20 protein-coding genes are annotated in these 22,373 nt (G+C 68.3%); 12 read left to right on the top strand and 8 right to left on the bottom strand.

What is annotated here, in order from left to right; all coding sequences use genetic code 11:
- Positions 1-4: 4 nt before the first annotated feature.
- The 5 genes from ACZ5PO_RS29640 (at position 5) to ACZ5PO_RS29620 (ending at position 5,705) form a co-directional block, all read left to right on the top strand.
- Positions 5-754, top strand: coding sequence for a F0F1 ATP synthase subunit B family protein (locus ACZ5PO_RS29640; protein ID WP_464185875.1), 750 nt, complete (start codon positions 5-7; stop codon positions 752-754).
- On the top strand, positions 735-2,273 hold the full coding sequence (locus ACZ5PO_RS29635) for a F0F1 ATP synthase subunit alpha (RefSeq protein ID WP_464185873.1): 1,539 nt from the start codon (positions 735-737) through the stop codon (positions 2,271-2,273). Before ACZ5PO_RS29640 ends, ACZ5PO_RS29635 begins: the two co-directional genes overlap by 20 nt.
- Positions 2,270-3,124 (top strand): F0F1 ATP synthase subunit gamma, encoded by an 855-nt coding sequence (locus ACZ5PO_RS29630; protein WP_464185871.1) that lies wholly within the window; start codon positions 2,270-2,272, stop codon positions 3,122-3,124. Before ACZ5PO_RS29635 ends, ACZ5PO_RS29630 begins: the two co-directional genes overlap by 4 nt.
- A gap of 255 nt (positions 3,125-3,379) precedes the next feature.
- A complete protein-coding gene (locus ACZ5PO_RS29625; protein ID WP_464185869.1) occupies positions 3,380-4,435 on the top strand; it encodes a hypothetical protein in 1,056 nt (351 codons plus the stop codon).
- A gap of 76 nt (positions 4,436-4,511) precedes the next feature.
- Positions 4,512-5,705, top strand: a complete 1,194-nt coding sequence (locus tag ACZ5PO_RS29620; RefSeq protein WP_464185867.1) for a hypothetical protein — start codon at positions 4,512-4,514, stop codon at positions 5,703-5,705.
- A gap of 84 nt (positions 5,706-5,789) precedes the next feature.
- Here ACZ5PO_RS29620 and ACZ5PO_RS29615 read toward each other — a convergent pair whose 3' ends face one another.
- Positions 5,790-10,115 carry an Lhr family helicase gene (locus tag ACZ5PO_RS29615; RefSeq protein WP_464185865.1) on the bottom strand — a complete coding sequence of 1,442 codons (4,326 nt, stop codon included), beginning with the start codon at positions 10,113-10,115 and terminating at the stop codon, positions 5,790-5,792.
- 425 nt (positions 10,116-10,540) lie between these two features.
- On the opposite strand from ACZ5PO_RS29615, the gene ACZ5PO_RS29610 reads away from it, so the two are divergent.
- From ACZ5PO_RS29610 to ACZ5PO_RS29595, 4 genes are all read left to right on the top strand, one after another.
- Entirely contained in the window at positions 10,541-10,963 is a 423-nt protein-coding gene (locus ACZ5PO_RS29610; RefSeq protein ID WP_464185864.1) for an ester cyclase, read from the top strand.
- A gap of 1 nt (position 10,964) precedes the next feature.
- Positions 10,965-11,585: a TetR/AcrR family transcriptional regulator gene (locus ACZ5PO_RS29605; RefSeq protein ID WP_464185863.1), complete on the top strand. Its 621-nt coding sequence runs from the start codon at positions 10,965-10,967 to the stop codon at positions 11,583-11,585.
- A gap of 132 nt (positions 11,586-11,717) precedes the next feature.
- Entirely contained in the window at positions 11,718-12,464 is a 747-nt protein-coding gene (locus ACZ5PO_RS29600) for an oxygen-binding di-iron domain-containing protein (protein ID WP_464185861.1), read from the top strand.
- 127 nt (positions 12,465-12,591) lie between these two features.
- A complete protein-coding gene (locus ACZ5PO_RS29595) occupies positions 12,592-13,083 on the top strand; it encodes a c-type cytochrome (RefSeq protein WP_464197108.1) in 492 nt (163 codons plus the stop codon).
- A 33-nt stretch (positions 13,084-13,116) separates the two neighbouring features.
- Here ACZ5PO_RS29595 and ACZ5PO_RS29590 read toward each other — a convergent pair whose 3' ends face one another.
- The gene (locus ACZ5PO_RS29590; RefSeq protein ID WP_464185859.1) at positions 13,117-14,343 is read right to left on the bottom strand and encodes an adenylate/guanylate cyclase domain-containing protein; all 1,227 of its coding nucleotides are present in this window, start codon (positions 14,341-14,343) and stop codon (positions 13,117-13,119) included.
- Positions 14,344-14,681: 338 nt separating this feature from the next.
- Between ACZ5PO_RS29590 and ACZ5PO_RS29585 the strand changes: the two genes are divergently transcribed.
- Positions 14,682-15,659, top strand: a complete 978-nt coding sequence (locus tag ACZ5PO_RS29585; protein ID WP_464185856.1) for an ankyrin repeat domain-containing protein — start codon at positions 14,682-14,684, stop codon at positions 15,657-15,659.
- Positions 15,660-15,683: 24 nt separating this feature from the next.
- On the opposite strand, the gene ACZ5PO_RS29580 is transcribed toward ACZ5PO_RS29585, so the two are convergent.
- The gene (locus tag ACZ5PO_RS29580; RefSeq protein WP_464185854.1) at positions 15,684-16,622 is read right to left on the bottom strand and encodes a GlxA family transcriptional regulator; all 939 of its coding nucleotides are present in this window, start codon (positions 16,620-16,622) and stop codon (positions 15,684-15,686) included.
- Between the two features lie 152 nt (positions 16,623-16,774).
- Between ACZ5PO_RS29580 and ACZ5PO_RS29575 the strand changes: the two genes are divergently transcribed.
- Positions 16,775-17,170, top strand: a complete 396-nt coding sequence (locus ACZ5PO_RS29575; RefSeq protein ID WP_464185852.1) for a DUF3817 domain-containing protein — start codon at positions 16,775-16,777, stop codon at positions 17,168-17,170.
- Complete coding sequence (locus ACZ5PO_RS29570; RefSeq protein WP_464185850.1) at positions 17,167-17,580, top strand: CopD family protein; 414 nt, start codon at positions 17,167-17,169, stop codon at positions 17,578-17,580. The genes ACZ5PO_RS29575 and ACZ5PO_RS29570 overlap by 4 nt, the downstream gene beginning before the upstream one ends.
- A 109-nt stretch (positions 17,581-17,689) precedes the next feature.
- On the opposite strand, the gene ACZ5PO_RS29565 is transcribed toward ACZ5PO_RS29570, so the two are convergent.
- The 5 genes from ACZ5PO_RS29565 to ACZ5PO_RS29545 form a co-directional block, all read right to left on the bottom strand.
- Positions 17,690-17,971 (bottom strand): type II toxin-antitoxin system RelE family toxin, encoded by a 282-nt coding sequence (locus tag ACZ5PO_RS29565; protein WP_464185848.1) that lies wholly within the window; start codon positions 17,969-17,971, stop codon positions 17,690-17,692.
- Complete coding sequence (locus ACZ5PO_RS29560) at positions 17,961-18,206, bottom strand: type II toxin-antitoxin system Phd/YefM family antitoxin (protein ID WP_464185846.1); 246 nt, start codon at positions 18,204-18,206, stop codon at positions 17,961-17,963. Before ACZ5PO_RS29560 ends, ACZ5PO_RS29565 begins: the two co-directional genes overlap by 11 nt.
- Before the next feature lie 309 nt (positions 18,207-18,515).
- Entirely contained in the window at positions 18,516-20,678 is a 2,163-nt protein-coding gene (katG, locus tag ACZ5PO_RS29555) for a catalase/peroxidase HPI (protein ID WP_464185844.1), read from the bottom strand.
- Positions 20,668-21,144: a Fur family transcriptional regulator gene (locus tag ACZ5PO_RS29550; RefSeq protein ID WP_464185843.1), complete on the bottom strand. Its 477-nt coding sequence runs from the start codon at positions 21,142-21,144 to the stop codon at positions 20,668-20,670. Before ACZ5PO_RS29550 ends, katG begins: the two co-directional genes overlap by 11 nt.
- Before the next feature lie 263 nt (positions 21,145-21,407).
- On the bottom strand, positions 21,408-22,301 hold the full coding sequence (locus tag ACZ5PO_RS29545; RefSeq protein ID WP_464185841.1) for a LysR family transcriptional regulator: 894 nt from the start codon (positions 22,299-22,301) through the stop codon (positions 21,408-21,410).
- Positions 22,302-22,373: the final 72 nt, after the last annotated feature.

Below are 22,373 nucleotides of genomic sequence, written 5' to 3'. Positions count from 1 at the left end.
GGCGATGCGGATCGACTGGTGGACCCTGGGGCTGCAGGCGATCAACGTCCTCGTCCTCATCTGGATCCTGGCACGCTTCCTGTTCAGGCCGGTGGCGGCCATGGTCGCCGCGCGCCAGGCGCAGGCGGCCCAGCTGCTGAGCGATGCGGCGTCCGCCAAGGCGGATGCCGCGGCGGAGCGGCAGCAGACCGCCGACGAGGCCGCCCGCCAGGCCGCCGAACGGGGCAAGGTGCTGGAGGCGGCGGCCCAGGACGCGGCAGGACAAAAGGCGTCGCTGCTCGCTGCCGCCCGCACCGAGGCGGACCAGTTGCGCGCCGCCGCCCAGGCCGACATCGCCCGCCTCAGGGCCGGCGAGGCGGAGGAGCTGAACGATCGGGCCGGGCGGCTCGCCGTCGATATCGCGGCCAGGGTTCTCGCCGGCCTGCCGGATGAGGTGCGCATCGCCCCGTTCGTCGACGGCCTCGCCGCGGCCGTCGCGTCGCTGCCGGAGACGACGCGGGCCGAGGTCGGCGCCGACGGCGCGCCGCTCCGGCTGAAGGTCGCCCGTGCGCTGAGCCCGGCGGAAGCCGACAGCTGCCGCACCAGGCTCGCCGGCGCCCTCGGCCGGCCGGTGTCCATCGATCCCGAGCCGGACCCGGGCCTGATCGCTGGCCTGGAGCTGGAGACCCCCCATGCGGTGGTGCGCAACAGCCTTCGCGCCAACCTGGACCGCATCACAGCGGAGCTGACGCGCCATGACCCCGCCGGACGATGAGCGGGCCGTCTGGCTCGCGCGCAGCCGGGCGGCAGTCGCCCGGGCCGATCTTGCGCCGGAGGCGCAGGCCGTGGGGCGGGTCGAGCAGATTGCCGACGGCATCGCCCGCGTCTCCGGATTGCCGGACGTGCGGCTCAACGAGCTGCTGCGCTTCGAGGGCGGTCGCCTGGGCTTCGCCCTCGCCCTCGACGCGGCGGACATCAGCGTCGTGCTTCTCGACGAGGCGACGACGATCGAGGCAGGATCGCGCGTCCTGGGGACCGGCGAGGTGGTGCAGGTGCCGGTCGGCCCCGGGTTGCTCGGCCGCGTCGTCGATCCCCTCGGCCGGCCGCTGGACGGCGGGCCGATCGTGGCGGCGGCGAGCCATCCCGTGGAGCGCCCGGCCCCGGCCATCATCGAGCGCGATCTGGTGTCCGAGCCGGTTCAGACGGGCATTCTCGTCGTCGACGCGCTGTTCGCTCTGGGGCGCGGCCAGCGCGAGCTGATCATCGGCGACCGGGCGACGGGCAAGACCGCCGTCGCCGTCGACGCGATCATCAATCAGAAGCACTCGGACGTGGTCTGCGTCTATGTGGCCGTGGGGCAGCGGGCCAGCGCGGTGGAGCGGGTGATCGAGGCCGTGCGCCAGCGCGGCGCGCCGGAGCGGTGCATCTTCGTCGTCGCTTCGGCAGCCTTCGCGCCCGGCCTGCAATGGATCGCGCCCTTCGCCGGCTTCACCATGGCGGAGTACTTTCGCGATACGGGCGGAAACGCGCTCATCGTCATCGATGATCTGAGCAAGCATGCGGCGACCCACCGCGAGCTGGCGCTGCTGACGCGCGAGCCGCCGGGCCGGGAGGCCTATCCCGGGGACATCTTCTATCTCCACGCCCGCATGCTGGAGCGGGCCGCCAAGCTCTCGGCGGAGCGCGGCGGCGGCTCGCTGACCGCGCTGCCGGTGGCGGAGACCGATGCCGGCAACCTCTCCGCCTACATTCCCACCAACCTGATCTCGATCACCGACGGCCAGATCGTGCTCGACTCGCGCCTGTTCGCCGCAAACCAGCGCCCGGCCGTGGACGTCGGCCTCAGTGTCAGCCGCGTCGGCGGCAAGGCGCAGAAGCCGGCGCTGCGCCAGGTCTCGGGCCGCGTCAGGCTCGACTACGCGCAATTCCTGGAGCTCGAGATGTTCACCCGCTTCGGCGGCATGTCCGATACGCGCGTCAGGGGGCAGATCACGCGCGGCGAGCGCATCCGCGCGCTGCTGACGCAGCCCCGCTATGCCACGCTTCGGCTCGTCGACCAGGTCGCGCTGCTGGCGGCGCTGGGGGAGGGGGTCTTCGACCAGGTGCCGGTCGATCTGCTTGCGGCCCTGCGGGCCCGCCTGCCGGCGTTTCTCGACGCCCAGGAGCGCGAGACGGTGGATGCCGTCGAGGCGAGCGGTGCGCTCGACGCCACGGCGCGCACGCGCCTCATCGCCGCGGTGCGCGCCCTCGTCGCCGACCTTGCCGCCGATGCGCCGACGGAGCCGGCCGGATGACGGAGCGGCTCAGCGACGTCGAGGCGCGCATCGGCACCGTCCGCCAGCTCTCGGCCGTCATCACCGCCATGCGCGGCATCGCCGCATCCCGCTCGCGCGAGGCCCGCGCCAAGGTGGACGGCATTCGCGCCTACGCCGGCACGATCGCCAACGCCATCGGCGAGGCCCTCGTCGTCCTGCCGGAAGGCGGCCGTCCCGGTGAGGGCAGGGAGCCCGGCGGCACCCATGCCGTCATCGCGCTCTGTGCCGAGCAGGGCTTTGCGGGTGCCTTCAGCGCGCGAATCCTGGACGCCGCGCGGCGCCACGCCGATGCCGCTGCAAGCGGCACGATGCTGCTTCTGGTCGGCGACCGCGGGCTCGCGACTGCGGCGGAGCGCGGCGACCGGGTGGCATGGTCGGCCCCGATGGCGGCCCATGCCGGCGAGGTTGCGGCGCTCGCCGACCGGCTCGCCGACGCGCTCTATCAGCGGATCGACAGCGGGCACGTCGCGCAGGTCAGCATCGTTCATGCCCTACCCGGCCCTTCGGCGACGCTCCAGATCGCCGAGAGGCAGCTCATTCCGTTCGATTTCGACCGCTTTCCGCCGCTCCGCGGCGCCGCCCCGTTGCTCACCCTGCCGCCACAGGTGCTGTTGCGGCGTCTGGCGGAAGAATACGTGTTCGCCGAGCTGTGCGAGGCGCTGATGCTCTCCTTCGCCGCCGAGAACGAAGCGCGCATGCGGGCCATGATCGCGGCACACGCCAACGTGACCGACACCTTCGACCGGTTGGTGGCCCGCTCGCGGCAGCTGCGGCAGGAGGAGATCACCAGCGAGATCCTGGAGCTCGCCGGCGGCGCCGGCGCCCGGTAGAGCAGCAGACTCAAAAGCGCGTCTTTTTGAAAAAAATGTGCAAAAACAAATAGATATATTGATATCTCGGATTCCGTCGGAGCGTCTGCTGTTCCAGAGGTCCCGCGAAGAAGGATTGACATTCTGGTTTGTTCATGTTTTGTTCTTTTCGCTGCTCCTGCCATCGGGGGTATCAAAGATTGCAATTTCCAGCACTGCCTCTTTAGATGTGGCACGGCTCGGCTCTAGCCTTGCGTCGCACCCAGGGAGGGGGGAATGGGGTTTCTGACAGATGAGGAGTCCGCTGCGCTGCGGCTGGCGCGGTTAAGCTTACATATCGTGGGAGGCGAGGACGAATTTGAGCCACAGCCAGAGCTACCGTTAGAGCACGACGACTTTCTGCTGCAGATCATCCGAGATATCGCCTCGGACAGCGTCTATCGATTTATGGAGATATCCACCGCCCGGAGCACGATCGAGTCCATGGCCGCCCGAAGCGTCGGCTTTCAAGAAGGTGCACAAGCCCTGGCTGCTGACTTTTGCAGGTTGCACCGTGGCGGCACGAAGGACGGCGCATTCTTTGTCTTTGAACTTGCCGTGGCCGAAGACGATATCAATATTTATGCACTCGTGAAGTATGACTACAGTCAGGCCTTGGAGATCGTGCACCAGCATGGCGCGACCGGTCTTCGGCGGATCGTGGAGGCCTTCGTTGGCAACAAATCCGCCATACAGAAGTCGGCTATTATCCGCACTCGCAACGGTGTCGCCGACTCGGCCTTGTCGACGCGTGATCGGATGGGGCGGCCTGCGCCGACGGTCACAGACTTTTTCCGAGACTATCTACAGATCACGCGCGAGCGGGGCGATCAAGAGCTGACTAGCGACGCTAAGGAGGTTGTTCGCGCTGCGTTGATCGACAATAGGGAGTTCCTTCCTAAGGGCGGAGTCGCGACGTGCGTGTCCCGGGCGAATGGCGTTCTGCGTAATGCTGCGGAGATTAGCGAAGCAGTAATCCAGCAGGCCGTCTGGGTTGGAGCGGGCCAACCCACAGATGAGGGGATCAAGAGTCGGTTCGCCAATTCTGTGAGCCGGCTCGTGCGCAAAAGGAAGTTAACGGGACTGACATTCGCTCCCGCCGCCTCGGTATTGCCGCGCTCGGTGAGACGGACCATTACGACCGAGGAAGGCGTGAAGCTCGAGTACAACACCGCCCTCGAAGGCCAGACCGTTGTCGAGGAAAAGCTCTCGGACGGACAAATCAGGTTCTTGGTCACCACTAGGGGCTATACGGATGCCGTTGACTCCGATCGAACTAGGCGCACTTCTTGATGGTTGGGCGACATCCGGCCGCGTCGGCATAGTCGAGACGGCTCCAGCTGTCACCGTGAGTCGTCTAGATGCTGCAATGGCGCGCGAACTCATCGAGGCCGTCATGCAGCTAGCATGGACCGTTGACGTGCAAGACCACGCTGGGGAGCCGACGGGGGCCGATGAGGTCCATGAAGATCTTGGGCCCTTCGTGGCTACAATTACGAAGGTTACCAACGGAGCGGACCGCCGTGTATTGACCCGGGTTGGCTTCAGTCAGGCCCTCGGGGAAACCAGCGGCGGTGGCGTTTGGCAAATTGCTTGTGCTCACGTGACGTTTGCCACGGGAGCGGCGTCGTTCAATCCCTGGGGCAGGGGAGATGTATTTTCGCCAGCAGCTCCCACGAAGAGTCCGCTTGATATCGTCAGGGAGGCGAGCGAAGCGCGGCTGGTACCTATCGATATCAGAAAGTGGCTGCTACGCGTCGATGTGACGGAGACGCTTTGGCGCGACGCGGCTTTTCAAACATTCGCGATTGTGAGCGCGCCAGCCCTCATCCGCAGCATTGCGTCGGAGGTGGTGGGCCGAGAAGTGGTTGTTTTCAGCGGCCCTCCCAGGCTGAACGTCCCTTTGTCTGACGAATTGGTCCGGGAGCTCGAGCTCGAGGGTTACCGAAATCTCCGATCTGCGGCGGCTTGGGTCTACGAGGACACCCGCTCAACAGAGCAGCGTCATGCTCTCTTCGCAGCCGAGTTCGCACGTTCCGTCATCCGGGACGAGCCGATTGGGCGGGCGTTCCGGGCGGCGGGGCGCGACATACTTGAGGGTTCCAGGTTGGCATTTCAGTTAAGCCAATCGGATCTGAGTCGCGAAGCAATTAAGGCGCAGGGTGACCTTCGCAAAGCCATTGCGGAGGACACATCGAAGGCGGCTGAAGGGACGCGAGCCCTGTCGGGAGCGATCGCCGTTGCAATCGCGACAGGAATTACGCTGGTCGCAGCCAAGTCAACAGGCACGGCGGAGCCATGGGTATTGTCTCTCGTTGCATGCGTCGCTGCTGCCTACCTCGTCGCGGTGGCGGTGAGCGGCTGGGCGCATCTGTCGCTTCAGAGACAGCTGCGCGATCAATGGCGGCGTCGATTCTACCGCTTTATCCCAGCTGATGACTACGAGGCAATGGTCACGAAACCTGCACGATCCGCAGAGAGACCTTATCACATCGTTGGCGCAATTGCGATTATTGTGGCCATCGTTCTTGCCTGCACAGCGTACGCCATCTGGCGGTCGTAGCCGTTACCGAAGTTGATGTTCAGTGCGCTTCGTTCCGGGCCGTGGTGGCCTCGGAATCATTTGGCCGTCGCGGCGCCGGCAGGGTCAGACGAGGTCCGCCATCGCACCCCGCGCGGCGGAGCGCAGCAGCCGCTTCTCGGCCTCCCACCGGTCCGCGCCGTCGAGCGGGGTGAGGAACTCCACCTTGTCGCCCGCGACGGTGGCGACCGGCAGGCCGTCCCGGTAGACCAAGCGGTTCGCGGCCAGCGCCGGCAACCTCGCGCCCGGCGTCAGGATGCCGACGAGGTTGAGCGGGTCGGCGGCGGACAGCGACACCCACTCGTCGGCGCCGGCCCGGCGCCGCGTCTCGCGCAGCAGGCCGACGGCGTCGGGGAGCGCATATTGCTCGCCTGAGAAGCCGGCCACGAAGCGGCCGCCGCGGATCTCGCCGCGCGCCTCCAGCCGGCGATAGACGCGCAGCAGCTCGCGCCATGGCGGCAGCCAGGCGGCCTCACGGGCGAGGAGGCGCCAGAAGACCACCCCGTAGCGGCGCAGCAGGGCGCGGGCCACGTGCTCGACGGCCGCGGCCCTGGCTTGCTCGTCGTCCTGCGGGGTGCCGCGCCGCAACAGCGCCCAGCGGCCGCCGCTCGCGATGTCGAAGGCGATGATGCGTCCGCGCCGCTTCACCCCGGCGATGGGCGTGCGCTGGCTCGACGGCACCAGCAGCGCGCGCAGGCCCGCGAAGCTGTCCGCGGTCACGAGGCCGAGTGCTGCGAGCTCGGCCAGTGCCTCTTCGGCCTGCGGCCGCAGCAGGCGGGTGGCCTCGGCCAGCTCGTCGAAGAACAGGGCGCCCTGTGCTGCGAGGACCTCGAGCACCGCCTGGGCCCGCGAGCTCGGCGACGCCGCCTGTCCCGGCGGCTGAAGCGAGGTCCAGAGCGGAAGGTGCCGGCGCTCGACGAGGGCGATCGGCGTCGAGCGCACCGGCGCCGCGACGCGGCTGCGGCCGTTGGCGGGCGAGGCCGGCGTCAGCCGCGCCCAGGCGGACCGCCCGGCGAGGCATTGGGCGTCGAGCCAGGCGGGCTCGTAATCAGCAAGCCGGGCCGGCAGGATCTCCGTTTCCCATGCCTTGGCCGGCGCCTCGAAGCCCTCTAGCGCGGCAAGGACGGCGGCAAGCGCATCCGGCCCCTGCGGGCACGTTGCCTCCGTGAGGCCCTGCCATGCGAACAGGAAGCGCAGAAAGTCGCGCGCCGCGACCGGCTCGATCTCCGAGCGCAGGCGCCGGAGCGTGTAGCCGTGGACGCGCGCCAGAAGCCTGCGGTCGCACCATTGCTCGTCGTTGGCGCCGGGGACGAACTGGCCGCGCAGGATCGTGCCTTCCGCCTCCAGCGCCACGAGCGCTGCACCGATCGCCTCCGGCTCGAGCCCCAGCGAGGCCGCCAGCGCGGTCCGCGTCACCGGGCCGAGGCCCTCCAGCCGGCCGCGCAGGATCTCGACCAGCGCCTGGTCTTCGGGCCACGTTGCCGGGCCGCGGCCGGCGGGCTGTGCTATCTCGGGCCGAAGGCGCGCCTGCGGCCAGATGGCCAGGAACTGGTTCAGCCTTTCGGCCGGCACCCACAGCACGGCGTCGGGCGCCGCCAGGCGCGTCACGCGCCCGTGGCGGGCCAGCCCGTCAAGCCAAGCGCTCCAGGCCGGCGCCGCTTCGGCCTCGCGGTCGGTCAGGCAGCCGAGCCAGAGCAGCGCATCGTGCAGCTCTTCCGCGTCTGTCGGATCGGGCCACGCCTCGGCGCGCACCCGGGCGATCGCCTGGGGATCGAGGCGGCCGAGGTCGGAGGCGCTCTGCGGATCGTGCCAGCGTCGGGCCATGACGGCCTGAGTCCGCCGTTCCTCCAGGGGGGCGTCGTCGAGGAAGGCATAGGGGCGCGCCGCCAGTACCTCCAGGGCGAGCGGCGAGGGCTGGGTCAGGTCGCAGGCGACGACGCGGATGTCGCCGGCCTCGATGCGGGTGAGCAGGTGCTCCAGCCCGTCGATGTCCATGGCCTCGTGCAGGCAATCGGCGATGGCCTGCTCGGTCAGCGGGTGGTCGGGGATCTCCCGCTCGCCCGCAAGGTTCTCGGCGCAGGCGATCTGGTCGGGGAACACGGCCGCGATCAGGTCCTCCGCCTGCATGCGCATGAACTGCGGCGGCACCTTGCGGCCGCCGCGGAAGCGCGGCAGGGCGAGCGAGGTTCCCGCCACCCAGCGCCAGCGCGTGATGAACATGGGTGAGTCGAGGAGAGCCTGGACGAGGACGGGCCGCACGCTCGCGGCGTTGAGATAGCGCACCACCTCGGCGAGCTCGAAGCTGTGCGCCGTCGTCAGCGACAGCACGATGTTGTCTTCCGTCGCCGCCGCCTGCAGCTCGAAATTGAACTTGCGGCAGAAGCGCTTGCGCAGCGCCAGCCCCCAGGCGCGATTGATGCGGCTGCCGAACGGGGCATGGATCACGAGCTGCATGCCGCCCGCTTCGTCGAAGAAGCGCTCCAGCACGACCGTGTCCTGCGTTGGCATGGCGCCGAACGCGGCGGCGGCGGCGGCGAGATAGGCGACGAGCTGGTCGGCCGCCGCGGCATCGATGCCGACGTCCTGCGTCAGCCAGCGTCGGGTGCCGGCGCCGGTCGGGTCGAGGCGCAGCCGCCGGGCGATCTCGCCGCGCAGGCGCGACACCGATGCCGACAGCTCGTCGGTGCGGCCGGGCGCCTCGCCCAGCCAGAAGGGAATGTTGGGCGGCTGTCCGTGGGCATCCTCGACGCGGACGGTGCCGCGTTCGACCCGCTGGATGCGATAGGAGGCGTTGCCGAGCTGGAAGATGTCGCCCGACATGCTCTCGACGGCGAAGTCCTCGTTGACGCTGCCGATGATGTGGTTCTCGGGCTCGAGCACCACCTGGTAGTCGGCGGTATCCGGGATCGTGCCGCCGGAGGTCAGCGCCGTGGTCCGCGCTCCGCGGCGGCCGCGGAGCATGCCGTGCACCGCGTCGTGGTGGATGAGCGTGCCGCGGCGGCCGTGGCGGCCGGCGAAGCCTTCGGCCAGCATCTGCACCACCGCATCGAACGCCTCGCGCGGCAGGTCCCGAAACGGCCACGCCCGGCGCAGCCGCTCATAGAGGGCGGCCTCCGGCCAGTCCTGCGCCGCCACCTCCGCCGCAATCTGCTGCGCCAGCACGTCGAGTGGCTTGTCCGGAATGCTGAGACGGTCGAGCTCGCTGCGGCGGACGCTGTCGAGCAGGGCCGTGCACTCCACGAGATCGTCGCGCGACAGCGGGAAGAGGCGCCCCTTTGGGGTGCCGCCGACCGCGTGGCCGGAGCGGCCGACCCGCTGCAGGAAGCTCGCGATCGACCGTGGCGAGCCCAGCTGGCAGACCAGATCGACATCGCCAATGTCGATGCCGAGCTCGAGCGAAGCGGTCGCGACCAGCGCCTTGAGCTCGCCCCGCTTCAGCTGTTGCTCGGCGGACAGGCGCTGCTCCTTCGCCATGCTGCCGTGGTGCGCCGTGACGGCGCCTTCGGGCAGGCGGTCCGACAATGCGCGCGCAACGCGCTCGGCCATGCGGCGCGTGTTGACGAAGACCAGGGTGGTGCGGTGCGCCTCCACGAGCGCGGCGAGCCGGTCGTAGACCTGCTGCCACACCTCGCCCGACATCACCGGCTCGAGCGGAGCATCGCTGAGCCCCAGCGCGAGATCGCGCGGGCGCCGATGGCCCGTGTCGATGATCGCCACCTCGCTGTCGCGCGCGGCATCGGGCGCCGCGCCGACCAGGAAGCGGGCCACGGTGCCGATCGGGTTCTGCGTGGCCGAGAGGCCGATGCGCAGCAGGCGGTCGCCGCACAGGGCCGCGAGCCGCTCCAGGGACAGCGCGAGGTGGGCGCCGCGCTTGTTGGGCGCCACCGCATGGATCTCGTCGACGATGACGGTGCGCGTGGTCGCGAGCATGCGGCGGCCGGACTCCGAGCCGAGCAGGACGTAGAGGGACTCGGGTGTCGTCACCAGGATATGCGGCGGCCGGCGCCGCATCTGCGCCCGTTCCGTGGGCGGCGTATCGCCGGTGCGGACCCAGGTGCGGATGTCGACGTCGGGAAGGCCGCTGCGCCGGAGCTCGTCGCGAATGCCGGCGAGCGGCGCCTCCAGGTTGCGGTGGATGTCGTTCGAGAGCGCCTTGAGCGGCGACACGTAGACGATCTGGGTCTCGTTCGCGAGCCGGCCGTCGAGCCCCTGGCGCACCAGATCGTCAATCGCCGCGAGGAAGGCGGCAAGCGTCTTGCCGGAGCCCGTGGGGGCGGCGATCAGGGTGTGGCGCCCCGCCTTGATCGCCGGCCAGGCCTCGGCCTGCGCGGGGGTCGGCGCCGCGAAGCGGTCCCGGAACCACGCCGCGACCGCGGGATGGAATAGATCCACGGGCGTGGCCGCAGCAGGGGACCGCTCCGAGCCCGCAGGAGACACCAGCCTCGCCCGGCGCGACGCCCCAGGCGACCGCCGCTCCGGCGGCGCGTCCGCGGACGATGAGCTCGAATGGCGCACGGTCGTTTTAATCCCCTGTCGTCGGCACCGAACCGCCGGCCTGTTGTCAGAACGCCGAGATGGGCCGGCGCATCGGCTGCTTGCGTGGCGCATCGGCTGGCCGCCCCGCCGGCATATGGGGATCGGGCGGCCTCGTTGCGAATGGCGAGGTGCGGCCGCTGCTGCCCGCCGCACCCCGCCATACGTGGACGTCGGCCGCGGGAGCCGAGGGACGACACCTCGGATTTTGGACGCGAGCATTGACATGAGACATGCGTCTCATTAAAAGATCATTATCTAATATGGCATCGCGAGGATGCGTGATGGCGCTGACCCGGGAGCAGATGGACAGGAAGATGGATGAGCACTTCGCCTTCGAGCGTCGCGATGACGTCGAAGGCGTGCTCGCCACCCTCACGGATCATGTGGAGCACGATATCGTCGGCTGGCCGCTCGGCCTTTCGCGGGGCCGCGAGGGCGCCCGCGCGTTCTATGAGACGTTGTTCGCGGATCTGACGGACAGCCAGGTGCGATGCGTGAAGCGCCTCTACGGCCACGATTTCATGGTTGACGAGTCGATCTGGACGGGGCGCGCGCCGGGCACACCGTTCGGACTGGACGGCCGCAACCGTCCCCTCGCGTTCCGGCTGCTGCATGTCGTGGAGTTTGCAGACAGCGGCGACATCAAGCGCGAGAACGTATGGATCGATCTCGCTGCCATCATGCGACAGCTGCCACAGGACTGACGTGACGGGACAAGCACGGATCGGGCGCTCGAACCAGAAGACGCGGACCCGGAAGGACCTGCTCCAGGCCGCGTCCCGGCTCATCGAGCAAGGGCGCACCCCGACTTTGGAGCAGGTCGCCGAGGAAGCGCTGGTGTCGCGGGCAACGGCGTATCGGTACTTTCCGAGCATCGAAGCCCTCGTGGTCGAAGCGGCGGTGGATGTGGCCGTGCCCGAGGCGAGCGAGTTCTTCCGCGATGACGCTTCGCGCGATCCCGTGGCGCGTCTGCAGCGCGTCGAGACCGCGCTCCACGACATGGTCCTCGCCAACGAGGCCCTGCTGCGCACCATGCTCGCCTATACCATCCAGCAGGGCATCCAGGCCGACGAGCGGGGCGGGCTGCCCAGGCGCCAGAACCGGCGCACGCCGCTCATCGAAGCCGCCCTCGAGCCGGCCCGCGATCAGTTCAAGCCCGGTGCCTTGAAGATGCTGACGGGCGCCCTCGCATTGATGATGGGGCCGGAAGCTGCCATCGTCGTGAAGGACGTCCTGCGGCTCGGTGATGCCGACGCGCGAAAAGTGAAGCGCTGGGCGATCCGCGCGCTGGTCGAGGCAGCGAGAGCGTCCGCGATACACGACTGACGACGCCGACAAGTGGCCGCGCGGCAGCATTTGGGATGTGCGCGTGCGTGTATTCATAAGACGAGGTGCACGTTGCTTCACTAGATACGTATGTGCCGCCACGTTGGCTCGCAAACCGTGCGGGAGGCAGTGATGGAGACCAGTATCGACGAAATCGCCGACGGCATCTTCCGGCTATCGACCTTCGTGCCGAATATTGCGCCGCCGGCCGGCTTTACCTTCAATCAGTTCCTCGTTCTCGGGGACGAGCCGCTCCTGTTCCACACCGGCTTGCGCAAGATGTTTCCGCTCACCCGCGATGCGGTGGCCCGGCTCGTCCCGGTCGAACGCCTGCGCTGGATCGCCTTCGGCCACTTCGAGGCGGACGAGTGCGGCGCGCTGAACGAGTGGCTCGCGGTTGCCCCGCAGGCCGAGCCTGCGCACGGCCACACCGGCTGCATGGTGTCGCTGAACGATGCGGCCGACCGCGAACCCCGCATGCTCGATGACGGCGAGATCATCGAGCTCGGCCGGGGCAGGAGGGTCCGCTACGTCGACACGCCGCACACCCCCCACGGCTGGGACGCTGGCGTGATGTATGAGGAATCGACCGGGACGCTGCTGTGCGGCGACCTCTTCACCCAGCTCGGCAATGGCCCGGCGCTGACCGCAAGCGACGTTGTCGGGCCCGCGATCGAGGCCGAGGACCTGTTCGCCTACTCCTGCCTGAGCCCGAACATGGGATCGACGATCCGCGCGCTGGCCAAGCTCTCGCCGCGCACGCTGGCTTTGATGCATGGCCCATCCTTCTCGGGCGACTGCGGAGCCGCCTTGCGCGCGCTAGGCGATGACTACGACCGGCGCGCGGCCAGGCGCAGGCTCGAGGCGGCATCGGCTTAGCAGGAGCAGCGCCCCGGCGAGAATTGCCTGCGCAGCGGAGGGGGATATGAGCGTCCGGTCCAGGGCCTGCGCCGGGAAGCGGCGCGCATCGTCGGCGGTCCGGCGGGCTTCTCGGACTGCCGTCGTGATGGCGGTCCTGTCGGCGGCGTCGACGCCGATCGACTTGCGCGCCGCTGAAGCGGCCGACCGGCGGCTGCTGGAGCGTGGACGCTATCTGGTGGCGATCGGCGGGTGCGGCGATTGCCATACGCCGGGGTACTTCTTCGGCAAGCCCGACACGACGCGTACGCTCGGTGGCTCGGAGGTCGGGTTCGAGATCCCGGGTCTCGGCGTGTTCCACGGACCCAACCTCACACCGGATCACGCGACCGGGCTCGGGAGCTGGAACGAGGCCGAGATCGTCACGGCGCTTCGAACCGGCACGCGTCCCGACGGGCGCGAGCTCGCGCCGATCATGCCGTGGCGGGCGTTCGCGAGCCTTACCGATGCGGATGCCCGTGCGATCGCGGCCTATCTGAAAAGTCTGCCACCGGTCAGCAACAGGGTGCCGGGTCCGTTCGGGCCAAGCGAGACGCCGACCTCGTTCGTGATGAGGATCGTGGCGCCGCAAGCGCAGTGAGCGCAGAGCCCCGACGACGCGTCCATGGGCATCTCAGCTTCGCAGAGCATAGGCTTCGAGCCCGTCGTCGAAGCCCGCGACCGGATGCATGCCAACGAAGTCGAAGCGGTTGGGAACGGGCGCTGCGAACGACGCCGAAGCCAGCACGGGGCGCCCCAGTTGCTTGGTCAGCCCCTGCAGCCGCGCCGCCTCGTTGACGGCGCGGCCGATGACCGTGAAGTCCAGCCGCTCGTCGGTTCCGACGTTGCCGTACATGACTTCCCCCACATTCAGCGCGATGCCCACCTCCAGGGGCCGGCCGAGCGCATCGAGGGTGCGCACGTCGCGCAACGTCCTGACCGAGGCCGCCAGAGCGCGCTCTCGCAGGTCGACGTCGCTGTCCGGGCGGTCCGACCGGAAGATGCCCATGACGGCGTCGCCGATGAACTTCAAGACTTCGCCACCCGCGTCCATGACAGCGCCGACGGTCACGTCGAAGTATCGGTTGAGAAGAGCGATGTAGTCGTCCAGGGGCAGATGCGAGACCAGCTGTGACGAGCGCCGCAGGTCGCAGAGCCATATGCCGCAGGAAATGCGGTCGGAATCGCCGCGCGTGATGTGCCCGTTGATGACTTGGGAGCCGCATGAACGGCCCAGATAGATGTCGAGGAGGCGGGCGCCGGTCTCGAAATTCGTTCGCGCCTTCGCTGCCAGGGCCAATGTCGGGGAGATCGACCTGAAGCAATCGATGTCCGCGTCGGCAAAGCCGCCTGCCCGGCACGTCGCGAACGAGCCGACGACGCAGGGAACGAGACCGATGCGGCGGGCGAACGGCGAGATCGCCCCCGCCCCGTCGGTGGCATGGAAGAAGGCGAAGTACTCGGTGTAGCCCTCGGCGGCGAGCCGCGCGAGCAGCGGCCTGTCCGTCTCGACCGCCGGGTCGCCAAGAGGGAAACGCTTGTACGGGAGCCTGCTCAGAGCGAGCTCGGTATAGGGACCGCGCCGATTGTCCGGATCTTCCATGAGCTGCGGCGTGTAGTAGGTGCTGGTGATGCCGTCGTCGTCCGCGCGCCAGGTGACCTCCCGGGAAACGATCTGCGGATGCAACGTCAGAATTGCGCATCCCGCCCGGTCCACCGCGACACCGCCGGCTTTGAGGCGGCGGCACAGGCCTGCGACGAGCTCCGGCACGTCGCTGCCGCCGAGCCCGCTCTCGACCAGCCAGTCGATCGCCGCGGCGGCCGACGCCGGCGCCTCAGAAGCCGAAAGCGCGTCCTTCAAGCCCGGCTCCTCCTTCGCAGTCCCCTGGAGCATTTCACAAGTCGATGACATCATCCAATTGCGAAGACAGGTCGTTGCTCCTTGAATCGGGAGCGCAGCTCTCTCGGCGATCCGGTGTGCCTCGCCGATCGCAAAGCTCTCGCTGGCAACCATGCCGTGGAAGCTTCGTGCGGGGAGGGGAATGATGGCGAATGCGGGCGATGGCACAAGGAAGGACGAGAGGCCTGCCCTGCCGACGAAGCGGCTTCCATCGGACACCCAGCTGGACCATCTGAAACAGCAGGCGCGGGACCCTCTTGGCTGGTTGCGGCGCCGGCGAGCCCGCGGCCTGCCAACGGGTGCGCACCTTCCATCCACGGTTCGCGAGCGACGCGGGCAGCGCTATTGCCGGCGCCCGTCTGATGTGGAGCGACGCACAGTTTGTCATTGCACGCGAGTACGGCTTCGCGAGCTGGGCACGCCTGAGGGCCAATGTCGGACCGGATAATCCGGGCCCTGCCGAGCCTCCGCTCCGGGACCGGATCGAGGATCCGATTCTCCGAGAGGCGGTAACGGCCGTGGACGACGGCGACGTCGAGGCGCTGCGGCGGCTTGTGACGGCCCACCCCGATCTCGCGACCCGCAGGGCACTGTTCGAGGGCGAGAGCTATTTCCGGACACCGAGCCTCCTGGCCTTCGTGGCGGAGAACCCCGTTCGCAACGATTGCCTGCCGCCGAACGTCACCGATATTGCGGCACTGATCCTCGATTGCGGACCAAGCCGCGCCGATGTCGAGGAGACCCTCACGCTGGTGGCCTCCGGCCGGGTCGCCCGCGAAGCCGGGCTGCAGCCCGATCTGATCGCGTTGCTCGTCACCTCTGGCGCCGAGCCGCGCCAAGCCCTGCTGGCAGCGCTGGCGCATGGTGAGATCGCCGCCGCTGACGTGCTGTTGCGGCTGGGCGCACCCGTCACGCTTCCGGTCGCCGCGGCCCTCGGCGATATGCCGGGCGCCGCCCGCCTGTTGGCTGGATCGGACGCAGACGATCGTCACCTGGCGCTCGCCTTCGCCGCGCAGCACGGCCACGCGAGCGTCCTGCGTCTCCTGCTCGGCGCCGGCGAGAACCCGAACCGGTTCAATCCGCACGGCGCCCACGCCCATTCGACGCCGCTGCACCAGGCGGCCTTGCAGGGCCACGACGAGGCGGTCCGCGCCCTTCTCGCCCATGGCGCGCGATGCGATCTCCACGACAAGGTGTGGAACGGAACCGCCATCGACTGGGCACGCCATGCGGGCAGGGCATCGGTGCTCGCGCTGCTGACGGAGCACCGGGACTGACGCGCCTGCCGGCAACGCCTACTCTCAGGCAGCTTGGAAGCGCCGCCGGTAGGCGCTCGGGCTCACGCCGACGAACCGGTGAAACCGGGCGCGGAAGGTGACGGCGGCCTCGAAGCCCGCGGTCACGGCGATCTCGTCGATGGAGCTCGAGGTCGTCTCCAGCAACTCCTGCGCCAGCAGCACGCGCGTGCGCAGCAGCCATTGCAGGGGCGTCGTGCCGGTTTGCTGCCGGAAGCGGCGCGCGAATGTCCGGGGGCTGAGGCCGGCGCGCGCGGCGAGCGTGGTCACGTCGAGGGACCGATGCGCATTCTCGCGCATCCAGTCGAGCAGGGGTGCAAGGCTCGCGCTCGAGCCCGGCGGCTCGCGACGGATGTACTGCGCCTGGCCGCCCTCGCGGTCGAGGGGCGCGACCGCCAGGCGCGCCGCATGCGCAGCGGCCGCCTGGCCGTGATCGAGGCGGACGAGGTGCAGGCACATGTCGAGGCCGGCCGACGCGCCGGCGGACGTGATGATGCGGCCCTCGTCCACGAACAGCACGTCGGGATCGACCTCCACGAGCGGAAAACGTTGGGCGAGTGCCGCGGCGCCCAGCCAGTGCGTCGTGGCGCGGTGGCCGTCGAGCAGCCCCGTCGCGGCCAGGATGAACGCGCCAGAGCAGATGGATGCGACCCGTGCCCCGTTCGCCCAGGCGGCCCGGATCGCCGCCAGCACGGCCGGCGGCACCGGCTGCGACGCATCTTCGATGCCGGGAATGATCACGGTCTCCGCCCGGACCAGCCGGTCGAGCCCGGCCGCGGCGCGCAGGGTGAAGGCGCTGGCGCGCACGTCCTCGGCTTCGCCGCAGACGCTCACCCGGTAGGCGGCCGCCCCTTCAGGCGTCTGAACGCGGCCGAACACCTCGCAGGGAATCGCGAGGTCGAACGGCACGAAGCCGTGCATGGCCAGAACGGCGACGTGATGCATCGCGCACCTCAGGACGTGTGCCGGCAGATGCGGCGCCGATGCCTTCTACCTTGCCGCGGGGTGGCGGTAAACGAGCGCTGATTGTCATTTCTGCCACTCACGGCTTCGCAGCCGTCTCGATAGACGGGGCGCGCCGGACATGGAGAGCAGGAATGATCGAACCACGGGGCCGCGATGCGCGAGGCGGTCTGCCTCGAGCAGAGGGCCGGCCGGTTGCCGACGCGGCCGCCGAGCGCGCGCAGCTGCGGCGTCTGGAGATTGCCTCCGTCGCCGAGGCCATGACGCTGCTCGTCCTGGTCGTCCTCGCCGTCCCGCTCAAGCATCTCGGTGGCTGGGAGCTCGGCGTCAAGGTGATGGGGCCGGTCCACGGCCTGGCTTTTGTCGCCTATGCGTGGACCGCGGCGCAGACCGTGGCGGGCGGCGGCTGGAGCCGCGGCGAGATCGTCCGTCTGTTCGGGCTCGCCTTCGTGCCGCTCGGTGGCTTCCTCAATCTCGGGCTGCTGTCGCGCCGGGCCGCGGACCTGGGGCGCGAGGGCGCCGGACGATGAGCCTCGCCGAGCTCTACCCGTGGCTGAAGGGGCTGCACGTGGCGTCTGCCATCACCTTCACCGGCGGTCTCCTGGCCCTGTCCGTGTTCCTCGCGGCCGCCTCTCCCGCCCGCGAGGGTCCCTCTGCCATGGCGCAGGCGATGCGCCGCTGGGATCGGGTGGTGACCACGCCGGCGATGCTGCTGGTGTGGGCTCTGGGCCTCTGGCTGGCCACGACCGGGCATTGGCTGGCCGACCTCTGGCTTCAGATCAAGCTCGCGATCGTCGTCGCCTTGTCCGGCATTCACGGCATGCAGTCCGGCCGGCTGCGGCGGCTTGCCGGCGGAGCGACGGTGTCGACGTGGCGCGTGGCTCCCGTCATCGTGCTTGGCATCCTGGCGATTGCCGTACTGGCCGTCGTCAAGCCCTGAAGACAACGCCTCGCCGTCAGCCGCGAGGAGCTGCCGCCTGCCTCAGCCAGTCGTCGAGGTGCGTGGGGCCGCTCTCGGGAGCGTCCGCCGCTCCAGCGAACGGCATCGATCAGCGCTTCTTCGCGATCTCGTAGACCCGCGAACGCTCGCGCTTCCCAACGGCCACGACGACGACAGTTATTCTCTCGTCCTCGACCCGATAGACCAACCGGTAGCCAGCGGAACGCAGCTTGATCTTGTAATGGTCGGGCAAGCCGCGCAACGCATCCGCCCGCACGTGCGGATGTGATAATCTCTCGGCCAGTTTCTTCTTGAACTGCTCGCGTAGCGTTGCGCCGAGCCTGTCCCACTCCTTCCGAGCCGAAGGCAGGAACTCGAGCCTATAGATCATCGAGGTTGACCGGCACGCCCTTTTCGGTGGCGCGCGACCTTGCGATCTCGATGAGCACCTCGTCATCGAGGGCATCGATCATTGCTTCATAGGTCGCCGCCGGCACCACGTACGCCATGACCCGGTTGTGATTCAGGATCGCAACCGCACCGCCGTGCGCTCCGTCGACAATGGCAGTCGGGTTCTTCTTCAGGTCGGACACGCTGACCGCGATCTCGGCTTCAACGCGCTGCATGGCTTGTCCCTTCGAACGGCGGCACTCAAATCGGAGCCGATTTCAGTACGAAATTTCGAGCTATATAGCGCGTTGTCTCGACGCATGCGAGCGTTGCTTTCGCCCCGGCGGCGACGGGCGGCCTCGACATCACCTCACCGGCTGCTGCCGCGGTTCTCCGGGATGCCTCGACCAGGCGTTCGGCGCAGCCGATGGTTTCCCGACAAAGAAAAGCCCCCGTGCGGGGGCTTTTCTCCGAAGCGCTTCCTGACGGCTTCTGTCGCCGCAGGATGGACGACGTTCTGTGTGCTGCTCGACCTGCCAGGCCGATCAGGCCTGCAGATCGAAGCGATCGAGGTTGGTCACCTTGGTCCAGGCGGCGACGAAGTCGTTGATGAACTTCTCCTTCGCATCCGAGCTGGCGTAGACCTCGGCCAAGGCGCGCAGCACCGAGTTCGAGCCGAACACGAGATCGACGCGGGTGCCGGTCCACTTGGGCTCGCCGGTCTTGCGGTCGCGGCCCTCGAACACGTCGTTCGCCTCGGAGACCGGCTTCCACTCCGTGCTCATGTCGAGCAGGTTGACGAAGAAGTCGTTGGTCAGCGTGCCGGGGCGATCGGTGAGCACGCCGTGGCTGGACCCGTCGGCGTTGATGTTGATCGCGCGCAGGCCGCCGATCAGCACGGTCAGCTCCGGCGCGGTCAGCGTCAGCAGTTGCGCCTTGTCGATCAGGAACACCTCGGCGGGCGCCGTAAGCCCGGCCTTCTGGTAGTTGCGGAAGCCGTCCGAGACCGGCTCCATCCCGGCAAAGGATGCGACATCGGTCTGATCCTGCGAGGCGTCCGTGCGGCCGGGCGTGAAGGGCACCGTCACGTCGTAGCTGGCAGCCTTCGCCGCCTGCTCGATGCCGGCGTTGCCGGCCAGCACGATCAGGTCGGCCAGCGAGACCTTCTTGCCGCCGCTTGCCTTGTAGTTGAAGTCCCGCTGGATGCGCTCCAGCTCCGCGAGCACCTTGCCCAGCTGCTCCGGCTGGTTGGCTTCCCAGTCCTTCTGCGGGGCAAGACGGATGCGCGCCCCGTTGGCGCCACCGCGCTTGTCGCCGCCGCGGAAGGTGGAGGCGGAGGCCCAGGCGGTGCCGACCAGTTCGGACACGCTGAGACCCGTGGCCAGGATCGTGGCCTTGAGGGCGGCGGTGTCCGCGGCGTCGATCAGCGGATGATCGACGGCCGGCACCGGATCCTGCCAGATCAGCACTTCCTTGGGCACTTCCGGGCCCAGATAGCGCGAGCGCGGGCCCACGTCCCGATGGGTCAGCTTGAACCAGGCACGGGCGAACGCCTCGGCGAAGGCCTGCGGGTTCTCCAGGAAGCGGCGCGAGATCTTCTCGTAGATCGGGTCGAAGCGCAGCGACAGGTCGGTCGTCAGCATGGTCGGCTTGCGCTTCTTCGACGGGTCGTGCGCGTCAGGGATGACGGCCTCGGCGTCCTTGGCCTCCCACTGGATGGCGCCGGCCGGGCTGCGGGTCTGCACCCATTCGTACTTGAACAGGTTCTCGAAGAAGAAGTTGCTCCACTGCGCCGGCGTCTGCGTCCAGGTCACCTCCAGGCCGCTGCCGATGGCGTCGGCGCCACTGCCGGTGCCGTAGTTGCTGACCCAGCCCAGGCCCTGCGCTTCCAGGCCGGCGGCTTCGGGGTCCGGCCCCTTGTGGGACTCGGCCGAGGCGCCGTGGGTCTTGCCGAAGGTGTGGCCGCCGCCGATCAGCGCGACGGTTTCCTCGTCGTTCATCGCCATGCGGGCGAAGGTTTCACGGATGAACTTGGCGGCGGACAGCGGGTCGCCGTTGGCGCCGGGGCCTTCCGGATTGACGTAGATCAGGCCCATCTCGGTGGCGCTCAGCGGAGCGTCGAAATTCTCGAGCGTGCGGTGGGTCAGCCAGGCGGTCTCTGAACCCCAGTTGACGTCCTGATCCGGCTCCCAGGTGTCCTCGCGGCCGGCGGCGAAGCCGAAGGTGCGGAAGCCCATGGTCTCCAGCGCCACGTTGCCGGTGAGGATCAGCAGGTCCGCCCAGGAGATCTTCTGGCCATACTTCTGCTTGATCGGCCACAGCAGGCGGCGTGACTTGTCGATGTTGACGTTGTCCGGCCAGCTGTTGAGCGGAGCGAAACGCTGCTGGCCGCGACCGCCGCCGCCACGACCATCGGCCAGGCGGTAGGTGCCCGCGGCGTGCCAGGACATGCGGATGAACTGCGGCCCGTAATGGCCGAAGTCGGCAGGCCACCAGTCCTGCGAGTCGGTCATCAGCTTGCGCAGGTCGTTCTTCAGCGCCTCGTAGTCGAGCTTCTTGAACTCTTCACGGTAGTCGAAGGCCTTGTCCAGCGGATCGGACTTGGACGAGTGCTGGTTCAGCAGGTCGACACGCAGCTGCTTGGGCCACCAGCCGCTGTTCTGAGTGCCTCCGGCGATAGAAAATGGGCATTTGGCTTCAGTCGTCATGGCTTTTCATCCCTTGTTCGGATTGAGTGTCGCATTCTTGGCAAATGCCGCGAAAGACAATGCTGGCTTCGACAATGCGCATGCCATGCGTATCGCCGGGATCAAGGCAGGGGGCGTGACCGACGATACAATCCACATCTTCGATGCGCCCGCATTGAATGCATTGGATGTGGTGGTGATTATCTTCGATACGCGTTTCGTACCGTGCGCTGGCCGAATCCGGCAGGCTGATCCGTCGGATCAGGCCTTTGCCCGACAGATCCTGGACGATCAGGTGGACGGCTTGCAGGGAGATCGTCGGCAGAAAGCACCGCACCGCCTGAAAGATGGCCTCGGCATCGGTATGCGGATGATGGTGCAGAAAATCCAGAAGCGTGACGCGCTGTGCGGTGGCGCGAAGCCCTCTGCCCCTCAGGGTTTGAGCCCAGTCATGGGGAGATGACGGACGGACAGGCGGCTGATGCATGGCCGCAGCATAGCTTCTGTTTTGACTAATTCAAGATAGCTAGCGACTAAAATTTCCGGGCTCGGAGGCTGTAGAACGGCTGGCGCGGCTGGCGTGATTCACGTGCGTGGAGGTGGACGGCGAGCCATCCCGGCAGCCCGCTGAACGGCCTGTTCGTCGGTGCCATAGCCGAGAGTCTGACACTGACCAACGACGCCTTCATGAACCCGCGCAGGACAGGAGCATGACCGGGGGCGGGCGAGGGCGGCTATGCGAGAGCCCGCTCATGCCCGATAGCGCAGGGCGTCGACCAGGAGCCTGAACGCCGCGGAGGCCTGCCGGCGACTTGGATAGTAGAGGTGGTATCCGGGAAAGGGCGGGCACCAGCCTTCGAGGACGCGGACGAGCCGGCCGTCGGAGACCAGCGAGCCGAGCTGATCCTCTGGCAGGCAGGTCAGACCCAGGCCGTTCAACGCCGCATCGATGATCATCGGGACGTCGTTGCAGATGAACTGGCCTTCGACGCGGACGTTCACCGGACGGCCCTTCTTCTCGAATTCCCAGGCATAGAGCCCGCCGAGCGTGGGCAGGCGCAGATTGATGCAGACATGGTCGGTGAGGTCATGGGGCGTCATCGGCTTGGGATGGCGCGCGAAATAGTCGGGCGCACCCGCCACGGCCATGCGCAGGTCGGGGCCGATCCTGACCGCGACCATGTCTTTTTCGACCTGTTCGCCGAGGCGAATGCCCGCATCGTAGCGCTCCGCGACGATGTCCGTCAGCCTGTGATCGACGGAGATCTCGACCTTGATGTCGGGGTAGTCCGCCATCAGCCGGGTGACGGCCGGCATCAGGATGGTGACGGCGGGCTGGCGGCTCGAGGTCAGCCGGATGGTGCCCGCCGGCTTCTGGCGAAGCGCGCGGATCGCGTCGAGCCTCGCTTCGATGTCGTTGAACGCTGGACGGAGCGTGCCGAGCAGCTGATCGCCCGCCTCGGTCGGCGCGACGTTGCGGGTGGTGCGCGTCAGCAGACGCACGCCCATGCGTTCTTCCAGCCGCCGGATCGTGTGGCTGAGGGACGACTGCGATGTCCCGAGCCGCGCGGCGGCGCGCGTGAAGCTGCGCTCGTCGGCAACGGCCAGGAAGGCAGTCAGATCACCGAGCTCGTCGCGCCTCATTTATGAACTCGGAATATAGGTTCATGCCGAACTGGCACCATAAATCACGGGAAACGCGAGGGGTAGAGTGAC

This window comes from Chelatococcus sp. KU-N122, from assembly GCF_055391085.1.
Note: the sequence above shows the minus strand (reverse complement) of the source record. Positions and strands in the feature narration are given on the sequence as shown.

What these genes read in the sequence shown, in the direction of transcription:
- ACZ5PO_RS29595 (WP_464197108.1), top strand. Translation starts at nt 12,592, where the DNA reads ATGGCGGTCCTGTCGGCGGCGTCGACGCCGATCGACTTGCGCGCCGCT.
- ACZ5PO_RS29565 (WP_464185848.1), bottom strand. Translation starts at nt 17,971, where the DNA reads ATGATCTATAGGCTCGAGTTCCTGCCTTCGGCTCGGAAGGAGTGGGAC.
- ACZ5PO_RS29640 (WP_464185875.1), top strand. Translation starts at nt 5, where the DNA reads ATGCGGATCGACTGGTGGACCCTGGGGCTGCAGGCGATCAACGTCCTC.
- ACZ5PO_RS29630 (WP_464185871.1), top strand. Translation starts at nt 2,270, where the DNA reads ATGACGGAGCGGCTCAGCGACGTCGAGGCGCGCATCGGCACCGTCCGC.
- katG (WP_464185844.1), bottom strand. Translation starts at nt 20,678, where the DNA reads ATGACGACTGAAGCCAAATGCCCATTTTCTATCGCCGGAGGCACTCAG.
- ACZ5PO_RS29545 (WP_464185841.1), bottom strand. Translation starts at nt 22,301, where the DNA reads ATGAGGCGCGACGAGCTCGGTGATCTGACTGCCTTCCTGGCCGTTGCC.
- ACZ5PO_RS29575 (WP_464185852.1), top strand. Translation starts at nt 16,775, where the DNA reads ATGATCGAACCACGGGGCCGCGATGCGCGAGGCGGTCTGCCTCGAGCA.
- ACZ5PO_RS29560 (WP_464185846.1), bottom strand. Translation starts at nt 18,206, where the DNA reads ATGCAGCGCGTTGAAGCCGAGATCGCGGTCAGCGTGTCCGACCTGAAG.
- ACZ5PO_RS29550 (WP_464185843.1), bottom strand. Translation starts at nt 21,144, where the DNA reads ATGCATCAGCCGCCTGTCCGTCCGTCATCTCCCCATGACTGGGCTCAA.
- ACZ5PO_RS29620 (WP_464185867.1), top strand. Translation starts at nt 4,512, where the DNA reads ATGGCGCGCGAACTCATCGAGGCCGTCATGCAGCTAGCATGGACCGTT.
- ACZ5PO_RS29635 (WP_464185873.1), top strand. Translation starts at nt 735, where the DNA reads ATGACCCCGCCGGACGATGAGCGGGCCGTCTGGCTCGCGCGCAGCCGG.
- ACZ5PO_RS29610 (WP_464185864.1), top strand. Translation starts at nt 10,541, where the DNA reads ATGGCGCTGACCCGGGAGCAGATGGACAGGAAGATGGATGAGCACTTC.
- ACZ5PO_RS29580 (WP_464185854.1), bottom strand. Translation starts at nt 16,622, where the DNA reads ATGCATCACGTCGCCGTTCTGGCCATGCACGGCTTCGTGCCGTTCGAC.
- ACZ5PO_RS29625 (WP_464185869.1), top strand. Translation starts at nt 3,380, where the DNA reads ATGGGGTTTCTGACAGATGAGGAGTCCGCTGCGCTGCGGCTGGCGCGG.
- ACZ5PO_RS29570 (WP_464185850.1), top strand. Translation starts at nt 17,167, where the DNA reads ATGAGCCTCGCCGAGCTCTACCCGTGGCTGAAGGGGCTGCACGTGGCG.
- ACZ5PO_RS29600 (WP_464185861.1), top strand. Translation starts at nt 11,718, where the DNA reads ATGGAGACCAGTATCGACGAAATCGCCGACGGCATCTTCCGGCTATCG.